This is a genomic window from Deferribacter abyssi, from assembly GCF_049472655.1.
GTDB lineage: Bacteria > Chrysiogenota > Deferribacteres > Deferribacterales > Deferribacteraceae > Deferribacter > Deferribacter abyssi.
Genome location: NZ_JAQNCS010000001.1, coordinates 152,539 through 174,309, shown reverse-complemented (window position 1 = coordinate 174,309; position 21,771 = coordinate 152,539). Strand labels below are relative to the sequence as shown.

Sequence of the window (21,771 nt, the reverse complement as noted above, 5' to 3'; positions counted from 1 at the left end):
GTACCCCTGTATAAAGACTAAAAAATATTGAACAACATACAATAAACTGATATAATTATACATAGTTAACATAATACTGAAAAAAAGGAGTTATTTATGGAAATCAAGAAAGAAGTGAAAAATGGTATTTTTATTTATAAAATAAATTCCTTTCGAATAGACGCATCAAATGTAAATGGTTTAAGAAACATAATTACACCAGATATTAAAGAAGGTACTAAAATACTTCTTGACTTATGCTCAGTGGACTATATGGATAGTACATCATTAAGTGTTTTGGTATTCTTTCACAAAGAAGCTTTAAAGAAAAACGCTAAACTTAGAATTGTAACAGATAATGAAAAGGTTTTATCCATTTTCATAACTACAGGTTTAATAAGAGCTCTTGAGATTTCCAAAAATTTATCAGAAGCTATCAACGAACTTAGCAATGAAACCTAATGTTTTAGCTCATGTGTCTATACAATCAGATTTAAAACTTTTACCAGAAACTATTATTTATATTATCGATATCCTGAAAAGAAAAAATATTTATAAAACATCAGAAGAGTATTTCTATCTAGAGCTTGTTTTATCCGAGTTAGTTAGTAATGCCATAATCCATGGTAACAAGAATGATAAAAATAAAACAGTTAATATAACTGTATATTTACATAATAATATATTGACTTTTGAAGTAACTGATGAAGGAGAACTTTTTAATTTTAATCCATCCTCAAAACTAAATCCACTATCAGAGTGCGGTAAGGGATTATATCTTATAAAACAGCTTGTAGATGAAATCATTATTGAAAAAAACGTTCACAAAAAAGTTATTATCAATAAAATCATTAAAAACTCTGATTGTAAATCAAAAAATTTTAATATTGCGTAAAATTCTTAAATTGAAACTATAACATACTTTTAAATAACCTTAACTGATTCTATACCCGAAATACTTTTTATTTTTGTTATCAGTTTGTTGAGTTGATTTTTATCCGTTATTTCTATACTAAATGTTTGTCTAGCTTTACCTGACATTATTGGCCTTGCAGTAAATTCTATAATGTTTATCCCCATATCTTTGATTACATTTGTTATCTCACTTAAAATACCTGGACGATCCTCTGTAATTGAATCCACTTTCACTGACATTTTAAAACTTAAATCCACATTCCAATCCACATCAATGATACGATTTTCATCTATAGCAATATTTCTAAAATTTTTACAATTTTCTTTATGAACCACTACACCACGTCCTCTAGTAATATACCCTTTGATTTTATCTCCAGGCAAAGGTTTACAGCATTGAGCAATCTTAACCATCATATTATCAATACCATCAATTATAAAAGGATTTTTTCTGGACACACTCTTTGAGGGTTGAATATTCTGAACTTCCTTTGGTTTCACAAAGACATGAACAACCTGTTTTGGAGAAAGCCTCCCATAACCAACAGCTTTAATTAAATCATCAAAGTCCTTTAAACCAAATTTATCCAAAATCTTCTTTAAATTAATTTTATCCTTAACTACTTCTTCAAAAACTAATTCATGCTCATCAAATGTTTTATTAAGAAGATACTTCCCCGTTTCAATAGCCTTATCCTCTTCTTTTTTACGTAAATAACTTCTTATCCTTGTTTTAGCTCTGTTAGTTTTAACAAAATTTAACCAATCTCTACGAGGCTCCTGATTTGATGAAGTTAAAATCTCTACCTTCTCACCATTTTTTAATTTGTATTTTAAGGACACCATTCTACCGTCAACCTTTGCTCCTACACATCTGTGCCCCACTTCTGTATGTATTGCATAAGCAAAATCTATTGGAGTAGAACCAATCGGTAACTCCACAATATCTCCATTAGGAGTAAAAACATATATCTGTATAGGTAAAACATCTTCCTTTAAAGCCTCCACAAACTCCTTTGGATCTTTCAAATCCTTTTGCTCCAGCAATTGCCTGAGCCAAACAAAAGTCTTGTCCTCTTTAGGGTCAAAAACTTTACCTTCTTTATATTTCCAATGCGCAGCGATCCCTTCTTCAGCAATTCTGTGCATTTCATATGTTCTTATTTGAAACTCAACCTTCATTCCTCTAGGACCAATAACAGTAGTATGCAAAGACTGATACATATTAGATTTGGGCATAGCTATATAATCTTTTATTCTTCCCTGTATCGGCTTCCACAAATTATGAATAACACCCAACGCAGCATAACACTCAGGAACTGTTTTTACCAAAATTCGTAATGCAAGAAGATCGTAAATTTCATCAAAAGAAGTTTTTTTTCTAATCATCTTAGTATAAATGCTATAAAAGTGCTTAGGACGCCCTGTAACTTCAGCATTAATTCTTTCATCCTCAAGAGCTTTTTTTACAACAGCCAAAACTTCTTTTAAGTATTCTTCTCGCTCACTACGCTTTAACTTAACTTTATTATAAATATCATAATATGCCTCAGGATTAAGAATCCTGAATGATAAATCTTCTAACTCCCATTTTATCCATGCAATCCCAAGTCTATGAGATAAAGGGGCATAAATCTCTAAAGTTTCCTTTGCAATCCTTTTCTTTTTTTCTTCATTCAGATAATGAATCGTCCGCATATTATGAAGCCTATCTGCTAACTTTATGACAATTACCCTGATATCTTTAGACATAGAAATAAGCATTTTACGAAATGCTTCAGCCTGCTTCTCTTCGTGAGATTTAAAATTAATTTTTCCAATTTTTGAAACACCATCTACAAGAAATGCTACATCTTCCCCAAACAAATTTACCAGTTCTTCATAGGTTGCATCTGTATCTTCAAGAGTATCATGCAACAAACCTGCTACAACTGTATCAAGATCCATATTCATTTCTGCTAAAATATAAGCTACATTTAAAGGATGCGACAAATAAGGTTCACCACTTTTTCTGAGCTGACCCCTATGTTTCGTAGCAGCATACACGTATGCCTTATGTAATTTTTCTAAGTTCTTAATTCCATTTTTGATTAATCTTTCCTGAATATCTAGCAATCTAACAACTTTTTTCACTTCTGGCATATTAAACTCTTTTTATATCTTTTAATTTTAATAATATCGAACGATCTCCAAACCATTGATTAATTTCAGGAGTAAAAACAATATCAAAGCTATCATGATTTCTAACATATGATTGATAATCTTTCATATTGTAACCAACAACTTCAAAAACATACCGATCTTTTTCTATAAATCCTCTCATATGAGATTTATCCCTACCCGTAAACGCAAACTGCTGATACTTCTTTACATCCCTCATGCAAAACAATGGTTCTTGATTCCCCTGACCAAAAGGCTTCATTCTTTCCAACCAATTCATAAGGTCCATATTTATATCTTTAGGTTTAACTATGGCATCTATAACAAGCTCAGGATGTTGCTGATTAGTACCCCTATATTTTTTAATAACTTCATCAAAACGTCTTTGAAGTAGTTTTATATTTTGCTCATAAAGCTGTATACCAGCTGCATATCTATGCCCACCAAATTTTAGAAAAAGATCTGAAATTTCCTTTAAACAATCATAAAGATGAAAGTCTGCAATACTTCTAGCAGAACCTTTTCCAACCCCTTCCTCAAGGGAGATAACAATGGCAGGTTTATTATATTTTTCTGCAACCCTAGACGCCACAATCCCAATTATCCCAGGGTGCCATCTATCAGAATATAATACTATACCTGAGTACTTTTGTGCCAAACCAAGCCTTTCAATTTTATTGAAAGAATCTGATAAAATTCTTCTTTCCATCTCCTGACGATACTTGTTTTCGATATCAAGTTCTTCTGCAAGCCATCTTGCTTCGTTTTTATTTTTAGTAATAAGCAACCTCACTCCCCTATTACTCTCCCCAAGCCTCCCCACAGCATTAATTCTTGGGGCCAAAACATACCCTACATGGGATACTTCAATATTAGTATTTAATAAACCAGTTACTCTTTTTAATTCATTTAAACCTATTCTTACATCTCTACTAGATAGTATTTTAAGCCCATGTTTTACAAATATTCTATTTTCATCTACCATTGGGACAACATCAGCTATTGTCCCTAAAGCCACAATATCAAGATATTTTTTCAAATTAGGCATTTTATCTTTAAAAAAATTATTAATAGAAAGAAAATATCTTATTGCCATAATAAACTTAAAAACTACCCCTACTCCGGATAAACCCTTAAATTCATATTCATCATCTTCTCTTATAGGATTCAACACACTGTAAGCATTTGGTAATTCATCAAAAGGTCTATGATGATCTGTAATTATTACATCAATTCCACATGCTTTTGCATATTCAATTTCATCTATAGCAGTAATACCACAATCTACCGTTATCAAAAGTGATATTTTTTTTAACCTCAGCTCATCAATAGCCTCAAAATTCAGCCCATATCCTTCTTCCAGTCTGTTTGGAATATAGTATATAACATTTGCTCCAAGCTCTTTTAGAAACAAATAAATTAAGGCTGTAGAAGTAACACCATCTACATCATAATCACCGTAAATACATATTTTCTCTTTAGCTATAATTGCTTCATATACTCTCCTCACAGCTTTTTCCATATCCTTCATATGGAAAGGGTTTCTCAAGCTTTGTAAAGGAGTATTAAAAAACGTATTTAAATCATTAGAAGTTAATACTCCTCTTTTGAAAAGAGTCATACCAACAGGTATTGGCAAATGCCACTTATCTAAAAGATCAAAAAGTTTTTCTATATTAACTTCTTCTATAAACCACTCATATCTTGGGGAACAACCCAAATATTTTTTCATTTCTTCACCAAGTTAGATTTATAACAACAATATCTGTTTTTTATGATATAGAATTTTTTATTTAAATCAACATGTTTGATTTTACTGAAATTATTACACAATACACACTAAAGCATTAAAAAACAAAATATCAATCGTCATTGCTTAAAAAATATCTTTAATACTACCACTTAATGCTAACAACGAAATATCCATCATTATCAATAAAAGTTTTTATAAAATTATACTATTGAATAGTGTCTTACTGTAATAATACCTGCTATTTTTCTATCCCCTCACGGGCAAGTATCCCTTGATGGAAGTAGTGTTTTATCTCCTTAAATTCTGTAACCAAATCAGCAACTTCGATAAATTCTTTTGGAGCATATCTGCCAGTTAAAACAATCTCTAAACTCAAAGGCTTCTCCTTTATCAGATTTAAAATTTCATCTTTTTCAATCAACCCATAGTAAACAGCAACATTTATCTCATCTAGAATTACCAAATCATATTGCGTTGTATTTATTAATTTTTTTACTTCCTTAACCCCCTCTAATACAAGTTTATAATCAATATTTTCAGGTTTACCCCTTATTAAACAACCTCTACCAAATGTCTTCATATCGATATTTTTAATTTGTGCAAGTATATTATGCTCATTATATTTAGCGGTTTTCAAAAATTGAGCAAACAAAACCTTAAATCCTGCTCCAGCAGCTCGTATAGAAAGACCAATAGCTGCTGTAGTTTTCCCCTTTCCATTACCAGTATAAAGCTGTACAAAACCTCTACTCAACATCATTTAACAGATATAAATCACTTATTATCTTCTTCTACCGCTTCTAAAAGCTCATTAGCAAATTCTGGTAAAGCAGAATCAACTCTCACCCATGGTGAAATAAGCCTTATCCCTATAGGATTTTCCAAGAAATCACTTTTAGCATTATCTATTGCTTGGGTAAAAGCTTCAACAGCAGCAATCTCTTTATGCCTGTCAAAAGCAACACCATTTATCATTGCTAAAGCATTAAACGATTCAATGGCTATCCTAGCCTGCTGAAAATAAGTACTCACAAGAGATTTGAAAAAAGCTTCAGACAAAAGTATCCCTTCTTGACTCAATATTCTAAAAAGTGTCTTAGCAATATCTGTTGCCATTCGTAGTAAACCCTTATTTGGCTGATTTTTGTCTATGGTATTATGTTTATGTTCATATGTTTCTAAAACTTCAACCTGACAGATTCTATTAATTGAAGTATTTTGATAAATTTCACTTAATAATGATACCTCTAAACCCCAATCAGGAGAAAATCTTATACCTTTAGCAAGCTCTCTAATTATAGCAAATTCTCCTGATAAGGCATATCTAAAACTATCCAAATAATCCAAAAATTTATTATCATAACCTAATAATTTTTTTAAAGATCTTACAAGTGGTGTAAAAAATAACCTCATAACACGACCATATATTTTATCAGACACTCTCGCATAAAACCCCTTGCTAAATTCATAATTTAGACCACGATGAATAATAGGAAAAACCAACTTTGCTACAATATCCCTTTTATAATTTACTATGTCACAATCATGTAATGCTATAGCATAAAATCTATTATCAGCTAATATATACCCAAGAGCCATCCACACAACTCTCCCTTTACCTGGTATATTTAGGGGAAAACCTTTTTGCAGTAATTTAGAATACAAGTTTTGTATTTTTTTACCATGATTCCAAACTATTTTTACATTTTGAGGTAATTCACTCATTACTTTTTTAACATGTAAAAATTGCTCTTCATTTGCCTGATCTAGAGATAGAACTATTGTATCTATAAAATAAGCCTCTTTTAATTCTTCAATAATAGTGTACATCGCAGGTCTTTCAAATTCTGAATATAATGCTGGCAACAATAGTGCAATCTTTCTTTTATCAACAAATTGCAAAATCTCAGCTTCAATTTCTTCTATTGGCCTTTTCGTAACATTTTGTAAAGTTGTAATAATGCCATTTTGAAAAAAATCAGCCATGAAACACTCCTAAAATTTTTAATAATCTAATTACCTCATAATTAAAACCTTTAGGACCTACAAGCTCTGATTTAATCACATTTTTTATCCTACATTCCACATGTTCCCCATCCCATCTTTTAACTAATACTGGATAATCTACTTTTTCTAGCAAATCAATATCGTTGCTGCTATCCCCTATACCTATTGTAACAATATTTTTATATTTTTTCATATAAAATTTTTTGACTTTTTCTACAGCATTCCCTTTATCTTGATATTTACCAACAAGATGATAAAATCTTCCACCTTTTAATATTTTAAATTTACTTTTTTCCACTTCCCTCAAAAGTACCTCAACCACGCATTCATCCATTAGAATAAAAGGTTCACTGAAGTCCCTCATCTTACTAAGCAAAAGTTTTTCATAAGGTAGTCCCATAATTCTTATAAGCTCATCATCTTCCATCTCAGAAAAAAGCTTTAACTTACACTTCTTTTTTAAATTCTGACCAAACTTAATCAAATCCTCTCTTTTTTCTCCTAATATTAAAGCATAATAACCATTTCCAAGCCTCTCAGCAATTCTTTTAATATTCTCATCAATATCTTTTTCCCTAAAAATTATACCACCACCATTTTCCACAATAAAAGGTTGATAAATTCCCATATCTTCTTGTAGTTTTAAAACTTCAGCCCTTGTTTTACTTGTGGTAAAAATTAATGGCACATTGATTTTTTTTATAATTGCTATGGCTTCCTTAGCCGCTTCATAAGAATAAGTATTATGATCAAGAAGTGTACCATCAAGATCAGTAAATATAATTATTTTTTTCATATACTTATAATGAAATAACTTTTTAATTTTGTAAAGATTTTTAAATTATATTAGATTTACAAATAACTACGAACTACAATTTGTTCAAAGCATGATTCAAGAATATTACACAATCTTATAAAATCACACATATGCTAACAACAAAAACATTGCCTACCTACTATTACTTTCTGTAATGATAAAAATACAATTATCTCACTAAGGATCATTGTCTAATTATTAAGATTTGTGCTTGGGAATTGGCAAATATTCAACGGAAGAGGTTCGCCTTACAGGTTGAGGATACAAACTCATCAGTTGCATAACCTCTGTAGGGATATCGCTAGAAACATGCAAACCCATTTTTTTTGCCTCATCAAAAGTTATGGGATAATCATGAGTCCAAGTACCTGTGGATAATATTTTTGCAAGTTCTCTAGACTTTTCATCTTCATACTTATCACAGAGTAACTCATATACCGCATTTTCAAGCTGATTTATTGCTTTTTTTGATATATCTGCCAAAATTAGTGTCTTATCATCAATTTTGTTAATATCTTTTTGCTCTAGAAGTTTTAATACTGAAGCAGCAGGATATTCTCCAAGCTGAGGATCAACAGGTCCAAGCACAGCATTTTCACTCATTACAATTTCGTCTGCCGCCAATGAAATCAATGTCCCGCCACTCATAGCATAATGAGGTACAAAAACTGTTACTTTCCCTTTATGTCTTTTTAAAGCCCTTGCAATCTGCAAAGATGCTAACACTAAACCTCCAGGAGTATGTAAAATAAGATCAATAGGAACATCATCATCTGTCATTTGAATTGCCCTTAACACCTCTTCAGAATCGTCCACATTGATATATTTGTAAACAGGAAACCCTAAAAAACTCATAGTTTCTTGCCTATGAACAAGAAGAATTACTCTTGAACCTCTATTTTTTTCAATCTTTGCAATCAAACGCTGTCTAGCTGATTCTATCATCCTCTGTTTTATCACTGGCTGCATAGCTGCCAGCATGAAAAAGAGCCAAAAAAGCTCATTAAATCCCATATCCCACCTCTTTTAACGAAAATATCTATACAAAAGTTCATCAGGGAAATAATCCCTATAATAATCATTATTTTTTTTGAAAAATTTATGAAATAGCATACCAAAAACAAAACCACCAATATGCGCCCACCATGCAATACCAGATGCATTTTGATTAACTATTAAAGTAAATGTACCCGAAATTATTTGAGAGAAGAACCAAAAACCTAAAAATACTACCGCAGGAATTTCAAAGAAAAAAGGGAAGAAAAATACAGGTATAAGTGTAATAATCCTAGAGTGAGGAAACATTATAAAATACGCACCCATAACTCCCGCAATAGCGCCAGATGCCCCCACAGCCGGGACAACCGAATCTACATTAAAAATGAAATGTGTGAAACTCGCAGCAAGCCCTGATAAAATATAAAAAATTAAATATTTAAAATGTCCAAGTCTATCCTCTACATTATCCCCAAAAATATAAAGGGTCCACATATTACTAATTAGATGAAACCAGCTACCATGTAAAAACATATTGGTAAAAAAAGGCCAATAATTATCTATATGTAAACCAGCAAAATAAGCCCATTCTGGATGAGTGTATCTTGCAGGTACAAGTCCAAAAATATAGAAAAATCTGTTTAAAATATCAGGAGGTAAAGATACTTCATAAAGAAAAACTACTATATTAACTAAGATTAAAACATAATTAACAAATGGTGTTTCTCTCCGGGGAATAACATCTTTAATAGGAATCATAAAAATATATTATACTTAATACAAAAAAAATCAACCAGTTCATAAAGTAAAAAGCTTCACCGGTTTTTACACCAGTGAAGCTTCAACTATGTTATTAAAAAATCATATATTCAAAACATCAAACATTGAATAAAAACCTGCAGGCTTATCTTTAATCCATTTTGCAGCAGCAAGTGCCCCCTTTGCAAAAGTATCTCTCGTATGAGCTTTGTGAGTTATTTCTATTCTTTCTCCATTTCCGCAAAACATTACTGTATGCTCTCCCACAATATCCCCTGCTCTCACAGTTTGTATCCCAATCTCATTATCCTTACGCTCTCCAATTAATCCTCTTCTACAATAAACCGCATCCTTTTCAATATCCCTATTAGTTGCTTTTGCCACCACCTCAGCCATTTTCATAGCTGTACCACTTGGTGCATCCTTTTTCAGCCTATGATGCGCCTCAATTATTTCTATATCATAAATATTACCAACTGCTTTAGCTACCATCTCTAACACTTTAAAAGTTAAATTTACACCAAGACTCATATTTGGAGCAAGCAACACAGGTATTTTACTTGATAGACCTTTTATTTTCTCTACCTCTTCACTTTCAAACCCTGTTGTCCCTATTACCACAGGTTTACCAATCTTTTCATACATATCTAAATTTTTCATAGTTACAGTTTTAAAAGTAAAATCTATCAAAACATCAACATCTTTAGTTGCTACCTCGAAAACATCCGTTATTTTCACACCTATACTGCCAATACCAGCCACTTCTCCAGCATCAATTCCAACAAACGCTGATTCTTGAGCTTCAAGAGCACCTGCTATTTTAATAGAACTATCATCTTTACCAAGCGCAATAATTCTTCTTCCCATTTTCCCTGCAGCACCAACCATACAAATAGCTGTGATACTCATAGTAACCTCTCTAATTTTTTAAATTTAATCCTAAGTCAAGTAATACTTTTCTTAGTTTTTCAGTATTTGATTCTGTCATTGATACAAGTGGAAGTCTAATATCATTTTCAATCATTCCCATTAGATAAAGAGCTTTTTTTACAGGAATTGGGTTTGTTTCAAGAAAAATAGCTTTAAATAATGGATAGAGTTTATAATGTAAGCTTCTTGCTTTTTCGATATCACCTGCAAAAAATGAATCTACAAGTTCAGCCATCATATCAGGCACAATATTAGTGGCAACGGAAATAACACCATCTCCACCTAGGCATAAAAGTGAAAAAGTTAAAGAATCTTCTCCACTCAGAAGTAGGAAATCGTCGTCCGTGCCAGCAATAATTTCAGCAGCCTGATCAAGAGAGCCACTTGCCTCTTTGATACCAACTATATTTTTTATCTTAGAAAGCTCAATAACTGTATCTGGTAACATATTTACTGCAGTTCTACCTGGAACATTGTACAGAATAATTGGTATATCCACAGCCTCTGCCACAGACTTGAAATGTTCATACAATCCTTTCTGAGTCGGTTTATTATAATAAGGTGTAATGACAAGAGCTGCATCAGCACCAGCTTCTTTGGCATGATTTGTAAGATATATCGTTTCATGCGTACTATTTGATCCTGTTCCAGCAATTACAGGTACTCTCCCTTTTACCTGATCAATGACAATATCAATAACCTTACAGTGCTCTTCATAGGTCAGTGTGGCAGATTCACCTGTCGTACCGCAAGGCACAATTCCATCTGTTCCATTCGCAATCTGAAATTCCACTAACTCTCTTAGTTTATCTTCATCCACATCCCCATTTTTCATTGGCGTCACTATAGCCACAATACTACCTTTAAACATGACATCCTCCTTCTTAATATTCTAAAGCTTCTCTATTCAGTACTCCTGTATAAACAACCCTTGCTTCACCTTCTAAATAAACCTTACCATTTTCCAGATAAACCTTTAACAACAAACCACTACTTGTTTCAATCTCTACAGGTGATTTTACAATCCCTTTTTTAACCGCCACAATTGATGTGGCCACAGAGCCTGTCCCGCAGGCCATAGTTTCATTTTCTACGCCTCTCTCATAAGTACGAACTTTCAGCTTGTTTTCTCCTATTTTTTTATAAAAATTCACATTGGTACCCGCAGGTTGATAAAACTCATGAAATCTAATACCCCTACCGTATTTCACTACATCGAAATTTTCTATATCATCCACATCAACAACTGCATGAGGAACACCTGTATTTATACTGGAAACAGTTAGTTCTTCTCCATTCAAATTCAAATTATAATCTATTTTCTCATCAAAGGGATCGGTAAGCTGCACTTTAACATTGAAACCATCCATAATTTCAGCTTCAATAATTCCGGCAATAGTTTCAAAAGCCATTTTTCTACCAGCAATCCCATTCAAATATGCAAATCTTGCGGCACATCTTGAACCGTTTCCACACATTTCCGCTACTGACCCATCAGAATTAAAAAATTGCCATTTGAAATCCACATTATCTGAATTTTCAATTAAAATAAATCCGTCTGCACCCACTGATACACATCTTGCACACACTTTAGGTATAAACTCATTTAGGTTTATATCATTCATCTTACCATCACGATTATCTATGATAATAAAATCGTTACCACTACCTGTCATTTTATAAAAAGAAATATTCATAATTAGCACCTCTTTTACCTATAAATCTTCAGGAATATATTCTGGACCTATAAGGTCATCATAGGTCTCTCTTCTTCTCACGATATAGTACTTGTTTTTATTGACAAGTATTTCAGGAACTCTTGGCCTTGAATTATAATTTGAACTCATTGTAAAACCATAAGCGCCGGCACTCATCACTGCCACCAAATCACCCTGCTGAAAATCAGGGATATCTCTATCCTTAGCTAAAAAATCTCCTGTTTCACATATTGGCCCAACGATATCACCATAAACGTTTTTGTAATTTCCTTCTTTAACTGGCTTTATCTCATGATATGAACCATACAGCGTAGGTCTCATCAAATCATTCATTGCAGCATCTACAATTTTAAAACTTTTCAATTCTGTATCTTTAGTATAAAGAACTTTTGTTACAAGAACTCCCGCATTGCCAGCAATAACTCTTCCTGGTTCAAACACAAGGGTTACATCAACTTCTTTTATCACATCAATGAGCTTATCTGCATACTCCTTAGGTGATGGAGGCGTCTCATCTTTATATTTTATTCCAAGACCACCACCAAGGTCCAAATACTTTATCTCAATTCCTTTATCTTTGAGATTCTTCACAAGTTCTACCATAATCTTTGTGGCATCCACAAATGGTGACACATCTGTAAGCTGAGAACCTATATGACAGTGAGCACCAACCACTTCAATATTTGAAAGACTCGCTGCATATTCATATTCATGATATGCCTTTTCTACAGGAATCCCAAACTTGTTCTTTTTCAAACCTGTAGAAATATATGGATGAGTTTTTGGATCCACATTTGGATTAACTCTTAAAGCGATTCTTGCTTTTTTATTTAATCTTTTTGCCACTACATTAATCTTTTCAAGCTCCTGAAGTGATTCAATATTAAACATCAAAATATCTGACTTTAAGGCAAACTCAATCTCCTCTTCTGTTTTTCCAACACCAGCATAAACAATCTTTTTGCTATCAATTCCAGCTTTTAGTGCTCGATATAACTCCCCTCCAGAAACAATATCAGCACCACAACCAAGCTTCCCTAACAAGTTCAATACAGCAAGGTTAGAGTTTGCTTTGACTGCAAAACAGATAATGTGAGGAACTTTTTTGAAACTCGCATCAAAATCTTCAAAATGCTTTCTAAAAGCTGCTGCACTGTACACATAAAATGGAGTCCCCACTTCATCTGCAATCTTCTTTAATGGTACATTCTCACAATACATTTCACCGTTCGTATAATGGAAGTGGTTCATTTTAATCTCCCTACATTTTTTATTTTTCATTTAACATTTAAAGGTATTTTTGTCAAAGGTTATAACGATTTTAAGCTAATCTAGCCTAAAAAATTAAAAAATAAATCATCCTTTAATTATTTTAATAAACTCATCCTCTGTTATATCAAAATCGATTTCTAGTGTTTTTACTCTACTCTTCTCCCCACGTATAATTTTAACCTTTGACTTACTTATTCCCAGTTTCTTAGACAAGAACTTAATCAACTCTTTATTTGCAGCACCTTCCACTGGAGAGGATACTATTCTTATTTTTGGCATCCCATTAAAAAAATCAACATATTCACTTTTTTTTGCTCCAGGTTGAATATAAAGAGTAATTCTAATCCCCATTCTTTCGACCTTTCACATCAGTAAAGTATGCACTGTTTAACAATAAAACATCCGTTTTCACGTCTATTGTCTCTTTTATATCCTCTTCAAACTCATTAATATAAAACTCACCATCCTTCATCATAGAAATTTCGTAAAAAGCATCAACACCTTCTTTGTTATCAATAACTGCATGGACTATCCGGCCATTTTTAAAATATATTTTTCCTTCTCCACTTTCTGAAAAAAACTCAATCATTATATTTTTTGTTGAAGCTGAAGAAATTTGTATAATATCAAAAAACGAAAAATCTTTTAGCTCCCCTGATATTTTTTCTAACCTCTTCTCATTTGTTTTACTAGCAAATAATCGATAATAAATATCTATAAATCTTTCAATTCTTCTTACATATAAAGCTGAAATTTCTGTAAATAAAATACCGTACCTGTTCTTGTCTCTAACGTTTCGAATCACTGCTTGAACATTTTTAATTTCTTTCCCATTTGGAAGGATAAAATTTAATCTAAGACAATCTCCAATGTCACATGGATAATTAACATGAATCAGAGCTCCTTTTACACTCAAATCAAGAATTATTGCACTTAACAGCTTTATACCTTTATAATTAATGTTACATGGTATTTTAACAATAATCCTTTTATAGTCTCTAAGTTTTGTAATTAAATAATCTTTAGGATAAGAAATCAATATCAAATTTGATGATTCAATTTCTCCAAAAATTTTGGTCTTAAATTCAACTAGAGAATCTTCAAAAGAATATCTCGCAGTAACAACATCATACATCTCAAACAATTTGTCAATATCTCTACTCGTTTCACATATCAAATACTTTCCAAAATCCCAACCTATAATTTTAGAGCTATAAAACTTCACTTTGTTTTCAACAAAAACAAGCTCTGAACCAATTTTAAACTCATTAAAAAACGATTCAGATACAAGCTCAGCTCTGATTTGTCTTTTTAATAGTTTACTAAATTTTAAAAGTTCGTTAGTTTCTTCAATAATCTTTGCAAGTTTTTTTTCTATCTGAGCAACACATAGATTTAAATCAACAACCTCTTGCACCTCTTCATTTTCTTCAATTTGCCGTTCTAAACTTTTTGTTTCTTCTTTTACAATACTATCAAATAGCTCATCTATTTCTATACCTTTCAGATTATTATCAACAGCAATAAGGTTAGCATAATATTTTAACAATTTAGCAGCAACTGAATTTGGATATAAATTTAAAAGAGGTATCTGTCTGTTAACAGACTCTTGGAAATTCTCTTCATCTGGTAAAAAACCTAAAAGTTGAACGTCTATCTGTAAAAACTTTCTCACTGTATCTTTAAATTTCTCAAAAATAGTCGCTACTTGTTGCTTTGACTTTGCTCTATTTATTAAAATCCTATAATTCTTAAAAACTCCTTTTTCTTTTAATACTTTTAAAACAGAATAACTGTCTTTAATAGATGTTACTTCTGGTAACAAAATTACAATAACTTCATCGGCAAGTTTAATAAAAGAGATTATCTCACTAGATATACCTGCCCCAGTATCTATTACCAAAAAATCATACAATAATTTAATCTTGCTAATCTCATTTTTAAGCTTATTTCTTTCTTTATTAGTTAATCTAGTTAGCTCTAAAATCCCGCTTCCCGCAGGTATAAGCGAAAAATTTGGCAATTTATCATGCTCAATAATAATTTCATCAATAGGAATATCCCTTTTTACAATATCTTCTATAGTATATTTAGGTTTTGAGCCAATAAGCAAATCTACATTTCCAAGAGCCAAGTCAGCATCCAACAAGGCAACTTTATAATTTAACTTTGTTAGAGCAATGGAAAGATTTAATGAAATATTAGTCTTGCCAACTCCACCTTTACCACTAGTAATGGTAATAACCTTCGTTTTTCTACTCATAATGAAATTATATCACGAATTGTAAATTTATCAAATTTAAAATAAAAAATCCGCTACACACCTCAGGCCCAATAATAAAAAACTACCATCACCACATTATTTGTTACCAATATAATTTGTATTAATTTTCAAGAAGTCACACTTTGTTGTTTATGGAAAAATCCTTATGAATTGTGCTATCTTATTTTTATGAAAATAAACTTTTAAATTGAATATCTTTTAAGTATAATAAAATTCATTGCATAAATTAGAATTACTCTTAGGAGGAATAAATGAACGCAGCCATTATTGGAGCCACAGGATATACAGGTTTTGAACTTATAAAAATTCTTTTAAAACACCCTAAAATTCATATCCGTAACATAACAAGTGATACGTATGCAGGCACACCTTATTCAATTCTCTATCCTCAACTAACTAATATTTTTGACAATAAAATAGAACCTAATGATTATGAAAAAATTATAGATAGTTGTGATATTGTGTTTCTCTGTTTACCACACTCAGCATCTATGGAGGCAGCAAACCTTTTTTACCAAAAAGGTAAAGTGGTAATAGATTTAAGCGCTGATTTCAGATACAGCGATACTACAATATACGAAATCGCTTATAGTACAAAACATAAATATCCAGAACTTTGCAAAAAAGCAGCCTATGGTATCCCAGAAATTTTTAAAAAAGATATTCAAAATTCTAAACTAATTGGAAATCCAGGTTGTTACCCTACAAGCATAATCATACCTCTTTTCCCTCTTTTAAAAGAAGGACTTATTACTGAAGAAATTATTGTTGATTCGAAATCAGGTGTCAGTGGTGCAGGGAAAAAACCAATAGAAAAAACTCACTTTTGCGAAGTAAATGAGGACTTCAAACCATATGGGATATTATCTCACAGACATGAATCAGAAATTGATTTTATACTAAAAAGAACAGATAAAAATATCGACTTGGTTTTCACTCCCCATTTACTACCTATAACAAGAGGTATTGAGTCAACTATTTATACAAAAAGTGATAAAAATATCGAAATACTTTATCAATGCCTATTTGATTATTATTCAAACTCTGCATTTGTAAGGATTTATAACAAAGGTAAAATCCCAGCAATAAAAAACGTAGTAAACACAAACTATATTGACATCGCCATTTTTAAACGAAAAGACAGAGTTGTAATCGTTTCATGTATAGATAATCTGGTAAAAGGGGCAAGTGGACAGGCTGTCCAAAATATGAATATTGTATTAGATTTTAATGAAACTCTCGGACTTTTATAGGAGGCAATTATGATTTTAATAAAAGATGGTGGTGTTGCTACCCCTTTAGGTTTTCAAACAGCAGGAATCAATATTGACATAAAAGGAACAGGCTCAACGAAAAAAGACTACGGACTTTTAATTAGTGATGTACCATGTCAAGTCTCAGCTACCTTTACCAAAAACAAAGTAAAAGCTGCCCCTGTCATTTATGATATGAAACTACTTGACGAACAATCTGACTTCTACGGTATTATAGTAAACAGTGGAAATGCCAACGCATGTACGGGGAAAAAAGGCTATGATGACACAAAAGAAATCTGTAAAAAAGCTGAAAATATTCTCAAATTACCAGATAATTCATTACTTATGGCATCCACAGGAGTAATAGGAGTTAATCTTCCAACTGAAAAAATGCTTCAATTTGTAAATAAACTTGTAGAAAATCTTGACGATGAAGATTCAAACTTTTCTGAATCAATACTTACAACTGATACCAAGCCTAAAAAGTTAGCTGTATTAGTGGAAACTGAGAATGGTGCATTTGTAGTTGGTGGTGTTGCTAAAGGAGCAGGAATGATTGCTCCAGATATGGCTACAATGCTTGCTTTTATTACTACAGATGCCCTAATTGATAAAAAAATTCAGGATGAAGCACTCCTTTCAGCTGTAGAAAACAGCTTCAACAGTATCACTGTAGATGGTGATATGAGCACAAATGATTCTGTCTTCCTATTCTCCAACGGTATGAGTGGAATTGATGTAAATCACGGAAACAATTATGAGCTTTTTACAGAAGCATTGAATTTTGTGTGTAGTGAACTTGCAAAAATGATTGTAAAAGACGGTGAAGGAGCTACAAAATTTATAACAATTACGGTTAAAAATGCAAAAAGCTATGATGATGCAAAAAAATGTGCTTTCAAAATTGCCAATTCTCCTCTTTGCAAAACAATGTTTTTTGGCTCAGATCCTAATTGGGGCAGATTGATGGCAACAATCGGCGCTTCCATGGTAGAATTCAATGAAGACAACGTAGATATATACTTTGACAATCTAAAATATGTTACAAACGGCACACTAATAGATACTAAATTAGAAGACAAAGCTTACGAAATAATGAAAAAAAATAAATTTACCATTACAATAGATCTAAAAATGGGAAATTCCTCAAAAACAGTATATACATGTGATTTCTCATACGATTATGTAAAAATCAACGCTGATTACAGGACATAAACTGTATAGGCAAAAGTTTGATGTAGACGTTGGTGAATGAGTTTATAATTTTCATATTTTATACTTTCACTCACACTTACACATATACCTTTACTGTAAATAGTCATCTAATTGCACTTTGATAAAAGCAGCTATAGGTAACGAGAAAATCATACCAGATATACCAAACAAAAATCCACCTGCCATTATAGAGAATATAACAACCACCGGATGTAATCCAAGGCTTTCACCAATTATCTTAGGAGTAAGAAAATTACTTTCAATAATCTGAACAACTGTAAAACCCAACATCACCAAAATTGGATGCAAAATATCCTGGAACTGAATTATTGCAAAAATTAATGACGAAAGAAAACCAATGACAAATCCCAAATATGGAACCATACTTAAAAACCCTGCAGTTATTCCTATAAATAGTGCCCCATCAATTCCTATCAAAAGCAAAACTACGCTGTACATTATAGCTAAACATAATGAGACAATAAACTGTCCTCTAAAATAACTTTTTAATATTTTGTTAAACTGTTCTCCTTTATAAACTAGCTCATCACTCCCTTTTTTCAGGACAACTTCTTTAAGTTTCTTAACTATAAGATCAAAATCTTTTAAAAAATAAAAAATTAATATAGGAACAATTGAATAAAGCAATATCCAATTCAAAACACCTCCCATCGACGCTTTAAAAAAATTTAAAACCTGAATCATAATGCTTGAGATTTTACCTAAGTTTTTTAAAAACACTTCTTTAACTTCCTCAATATAAACCTTATATTGAGGATATAGTTCAACACTCTTTAACTTTACATCTAATTTTTGTATATATATTGGAACTTTCATTATAATCTGGTTAATCTCTGTAATTAACAATGGAATAAAAAACATTAAAAGAATAATCACTACTAATGAAAAAAGAATAAAAACAACTAAAACAGCCAATGTCCTATTAATTTTCAAGCTCTCCAATTTATCCACAATAGGATCTAGTAAATAAGCAACAAAAAAAGCTATTGCAAAAGGTGCAAGCATCACATCTATTTTTTTCAATAAATAAAAAATTAAAAAAAGTAACAGGATAAACAAAAATTTTTTAAAATCTATTTCAATTTTTATAATTTTCATGTTATACTTATAACACATTTAGTTAATAATTTGAAGTTGATTTAACCATGTACTTAATTTTTCAAAATATGAATTTAAAGTTTGCGTTAGGTGCTAATTATATAAAGAATATTAGTTTGATCAATTATATCTATCCTATACCGTTACAAAATGATTTTTTATTAGGAATAACAAATATCAAAGGTGAGTTATATCCAGTAATAAATTTATCTTCTTTTTTCTCGGAATCCAACTCTGTATCAATATCCAAATACCTTATAATATTAACTCCTCCGTATGACTTCATACTAACTTCCGACGGAAAAATGCATCTCAGTGAAAATTTAGATAATCAAGTAGAAAAGTCCACTTCATGCGAATTCATAAAAGAAGAACATAAGTTTGAAAAAGAAACTGTTTATTTATTAAACTTAGACAAAATCAAGGAAGATTTAGTAAACACCTTAACAAAGGGGGAAAAATGAAACGGATAAGTTTAAAAAACGTACTGATTTTTAGAATCATCGCTCTTACACTTCTTTTCGGTATATTTTCATTAATTTTTTACACTATTATAACTAATCTGATGAATAGCATCGCTCAACAATTCCTGATTTCCATGGGAAAGAATATCAAAACCACAATTGAGTCTGTTGTTAATTCTGAACAAATTGGGTTTCAAGCACTCTCTGAAAAGCTCGTAAGCAAAAAAGATGTCGATGATTTTAAAAATGATATAAAAAAATACAACTATTCATTGTTTCAATATAGAAATAACAAAGAAATATTTTCTCCATTAAATTCAAACGCTAGTAAATCATTACCAGAAGACTTACTAAAACTTTTGAGTCAAAATAAATTAGTAACATATTATTATATCAAGAACAATTCATTAATAATAAATAGGTACTTACTACTTGATAACAATGATTTAATTTACCAATTCGTGAAAAAAATCAACCTCGATATAAAACATCCCTTCATAAACATGCAAATAAATTATTCCACAAAAATTTTATATGATGAATATAACAAATCAATCAAATCATCAGAAGTTATCACTAGAAAGAATTCGCAAATAGAGCTAAACATCCCCGAAGCAGGCCTAAAAATATATTTAAGCCTAAGCTCATTTTTACCAATCACAAACGCAAAAATTTCATCAATAATCATACTTATAATTTTACTATACTTAATCTGGCTAATAAGTGAGATTTTCTTCATTAGATTTACAACAAAACCATTGTTTGATATTTTTGCAAACTTTAAAAGAATCCAAGCTGGAAGTAGAGATTTGAGATTTGGAAATTTTTCAATTTATGAATATGATATAATTGCAAAAGCAGCAGAAGAAACCTTAAATGAGCTCCATCAGGAAGAAATAAAAGTAAATACCATTTTATCAAGACTACCAATCCCTGTGGCAGTATTTGATAAATCTTTCAACATAAATTATCGAAACAAAAACTTTGACAAATTATTTGAGCTTGATAACGATAAAAATTACAACCTCTTAGATCTTGTCCCTGAATCAATGAAAATATTAGAAGAACATATCGATAAATTTGTCAATTCACTAAAACAAAAATATAGATTTGAGTTATACGACCCAAAATATGATGCTTATTATATCGTACGATTGGGTAAAATCCTTGACAATCAAAATAAATTAATCGGTTATCTTATTACATTTAATGATATATCTAACCAGAAAAAAGATAATTTGATTCAAGAAGAAAGAGCAAATAAGCTGCAAAAAATTGTAATGAATATAGAAGAAGCAGTTATTCACCTTAATAACTCTTCATCAGAGCTTGAAGCTTCAGCTTCTACTCTAAGCTCAATGCTTTCACAGCAAAATACAAGTATTTCAGAAACAAACACTTCCATAATGGAGTTAAACACTTTTACAGAACAAATATTATCATCTTTAAATAACATTACCAACAAAAGTGATGCAATAAATGAAGAGACAAAAAAAACTGAAGAAAAAATAACCGAATCCAATGAAGGAATGAAAGAATTAACTAATAAAATCAATAAAGTATTCGAGATTACAAATAATTTAAATCAAAAAACTAATGAAATCAGAAAAATACTAAAAACCATTTATGAGATTTCAGAACATACAAATATACTTTCTTTAAATGCATCTATAGAAGCCGTAAGAGAAGATTCAAACAAAGAAAGCTTTAAAATAATTGCTGAAGAAATAAGAGAGCTTTCTGAAAAAACCTACAAATTTACATCTGATATCGAAAATAAAATAGAAACCATTAGTTCATTTTCTACATCATCAGTAATGATTGTTGAAGAAACTATAAAAAATATTGAAGAGGGTTACGAAGACGTAAAATCGTTGTCTGAAAATTTTGAAAAAATCTTCTTAGAAATTCAAGACTTAAACTCCAATTTACATGAAATTATTAATGCAATTAAAGACCTTAAACAAGCTACAAATGATATTTCCAACACTTCCAACGAAATGCTTGCAGCCATGAACGATGCTTTAAAATCCGCCAACGAAACATTGCAAACAGCACAAGATATCAAAGCTGTAGCAAAAACATTAAGAGAAACTATTGACGTTATTAATAAGTTGAAAAGCTAAA

General features: G+C 31.1%; 20 protein-coding genes. 6 read left to right on the top strand and 14 right to left on the bottom strand.

The window, feature by feature from the left end:
• The first annotated feature begins 96 nt into the window (after positions 1-96).
• Entirely contained in the window at positions 97-441 is a 345-nt protein-coding gene (locus tag OWK30_RS00780; protein WP_423322613.1) for an STAS domain-containing protein, read from the top strand.
• A complete protein-coding gene (locus OWK30_RS00775) occupies positions 431-874 on the top strand; it encodes an ATP-binding protein (protein WP_423322611.1) in 444 nt (147 codons plus the stop codon). Before OWK30_RS00780 ends, OWK30_RS00775 begins: the two co-directional genes overlap by 11 nt.
• A 29-nt stretch (positions 875-903) precedes the next feature.
• Here the strand turns inward: OWK30_RS00775 and OWK30_RS00770 are convergent, their stop codons facing one another.
• The 13 genes from OWK30_RS00770 to OWK30_RS00710 form a co-directional block, all read right to left on the bottom strand.
• Positions 904-3,036, bottom strand: coding sequence for a RelA/SpoT family protein (locus tag OWK30_RS00770; protein WP_423322609.1), 2,133 nt, complete (start codon positions 3,034-3,036; stop codon positions 904-906).
• A 1-nt stretch (position 3,037) separates the two neighbouring features.
• On the bottom strand, positions 3,038-4,786 hold the full coding sequence (gene recJ, locus OWK30_RS00765; RefSeq protein ID WP_423322607.1) for a single-stranded-DNA-specific exonuclease RecJ: 1,749 nt from the start codon (positions 4,784-4,786) through the stop codon (positions 3,038-3,040).
• Between the two features lie 259 nt (positions 4,787-5,045).
• Positions 5,046-5,567: a cob(I)yrinic acid a,c-diamide adenosyltransferase gene (locus OWK30_RS00760; protein ID WP_423322605.1), complete on the bottom strand. Its 522-nt coding sequence runs from the start codon at positions 5,565-5,567 to the stop codon at positions 5,046-5,048.
• 14 nt (positions 5,568-5,581) lie between these two features.
• A complete protein-coding gene (locus OWK30_RS00755; protein ID WP_423322603.1) occupies positions 5,582-6,793 on the bottom strand; it encodes a glycosyltransferase family protein in 1,212 nt (403 codons plus the stop codon).
• Complete coding sequence (locus tag OWK30_RS00750; protein WP_423322601.1) at positions 6,786-7,610, bottom strand: HAD-IIB family hydrolase; 825 nt, start codon at positions 7,608-7,610, stop codon at positions 6,786-6,788. The genes OWK30_RS00755 and OWK30_RS00750 overlap by 8 nt, the downstream gene beginning before the upstream one ends.
• A gap of 219 nt (positions 7,611-7,829) precedes the next feature.
• Entirely contained in the window at positions 7,830-8,645 is an 816-nt protein-coding gene (locus OWK30_RS00745) for an SDH family Clp fold serine proteinase (protein ID WP_423322599.1), read from the bottom strand.
• Positions 8,646-8,657: 12 nt separating this feature from the next.
• A complete protein-coding gene (locus OWK30_RS00740) occupies positions 8,658-9,386 on the bottom strand; it encodes a rhomboid family intramembrane serine protease (RefSeq protein WP_423322597.1) in 729 nt (242 codons plus the stop codon).
• Positions 9,387-9,488: 102 nt separating this feature from the next.
• Positions 9,489-10,295, bottom strand: coding sequence for a 4-hydroxy-tetrahydrodipicolinate reductase (gene dapB / locus OWK30_RS00735; protein ID WP_423322595.1), 807 nt, complete (start codon positions 10,293-10,295; stop codon positions 9,489-9,491).
• A gap of 10 nt (positions 10,296-10,305) precedes the next feature.
• A complete protein-coding gene (gene dapA / locus OWK30_RS00730) occupies positions 10,306-11,187 on the bottom strand; it encodes a 4-hydroxy-tetrahydrodipicolinate synthase (protein ID WP_423322593.1) in 882 nt (293 codons plus the stop codon).
• 13 nt (positions 11,188-11,200) lie between these two features.
• Positions 11,201-12,013 carry a diaminopimelate epimerase gene (dapF, locus tag OWK30_RS00725; protein WP_423322592.1) on the bottom strand — a complete coding sequence of 271 codons (813 nt, stop codon included), beginning with the start codon at positions 12,011-12,013 and terminating at the stop codon, positions 11,201-11,203.
• Between the two features lie 18 nt (positions 12,014-12,031).
• Entirely contained in the window at positions 12,032-13,285 is a 1,254-nt protein-coding gene (gene lysA / locus OWK30_RS00720; RefSeq protein ID WP_423322726.1) for a diaminopimelate decarboxylase, read from the bottom strand.
• Positions 13,286-13,390: 105 nt separating this feature from the next.
• Positions 13,391-13,657, bottom strand: a complete 267-nt coding sequence (locus tag OWK30_RS00715) for a DUF167 domain-containing protein (RefSeq protein WP_423322591.1) — start codon at positions 13,655-13,657, stop codon at positions 13,391-13,393.
• Positions 13,647-15,569, bottom strand: a complete 1,923-nt coding sequence (locus OWK30_RS00710) for an AAA family ATPase (protein ID WP_423322589.1) — start codon at positions 15,567-15,569, stop codon at positions 13,647-13,649. The genes OWK30_RS00715 and OWK30_RS00710 overlap by 11 nt, the downstream gene beginning before the upstream one ends.
• Before the next feature lie 272 nt (positions 15,570-15,841).
• Between OWK30_RS00710 and argC the strand changes: the two genes are divergently transcribed.
• Together argC and argJ are read left to right on the top strand one after the other, a co-directional pair.
• On the top strand, positions 15,842-16,843 hold the full coding sequence (gene argC / locus OWK30_RS00705; protein WP_423322587.1) for an N-acetyl-gamma-glutamyl-phosphate reductase: 1,002 nt from the start codon (positions 15,842-15,844) through the stop codon (positions 16,841-16,843).
• A gap of 9 nt (positions 16,844-16,852) precedes the next feature.
• Positions 16,853-18,061 carry a bifunctional glutamate N-acetyltransferase/amino-acid acetyltransferase ArgJ gene (gene argJ / locus OWK30_RS00700; protein WP_423322585.1) on the top strand — a complete coding sequence of 403 codons (1,209 nt, stop codon included), beginning with the start codon at positions 16,853-16,855 and terminating at the stop codon, positions 18,059-18,061.
• Positions 18,062-18,151: 90 nt separating this feature from the next.
• Here argJ and OWK30_RS00695 read toward each other — a convergent pair whose 3' ends face one another.
• Complete coding sequence (locus OWK30_RS00695) at positions 18,152-19,180, bottom strand: AI-2E family transporter (RefSeq protein WP_423322583.1); 1,029 nt, start codon at positions 19,178-19,180, stop codon at positions 18,152-18,154.
• Positions 19,181-19,227: 47 nt separating this feature from the next.
• Here OWK30_RS00695 and OWK30_RS00690 point away from each other — a divergent pair, with 47 nt between their 5' ends.
• Positions 19,228-19,644, top strand: a complete 417-nt coding sequence (locus OWK30_RS00690; RefSeq protein WP_423322582.1) for a chemotaxis protein CheW — start codon at positions 19,228-19,230, stop codon at positions 19,642-19,644.
• Complete coding sequence (locus OWK30_RS00685) at positions 19,641-21,770, top strand: methyl-accepting chemotaxis protein (RefSeq protein ID WP_423322581.1); 2,130 nt, start codon at positions 19,641-19,643, stop codon at positions 21,768-21,770. The genes OWK30_RS00690 and OWK30_RS00685 overlap by 4 nt, the downstream gene beginning before the upstream one ends.
• Position 21,771: the final 1 nt, after the last annotated feature.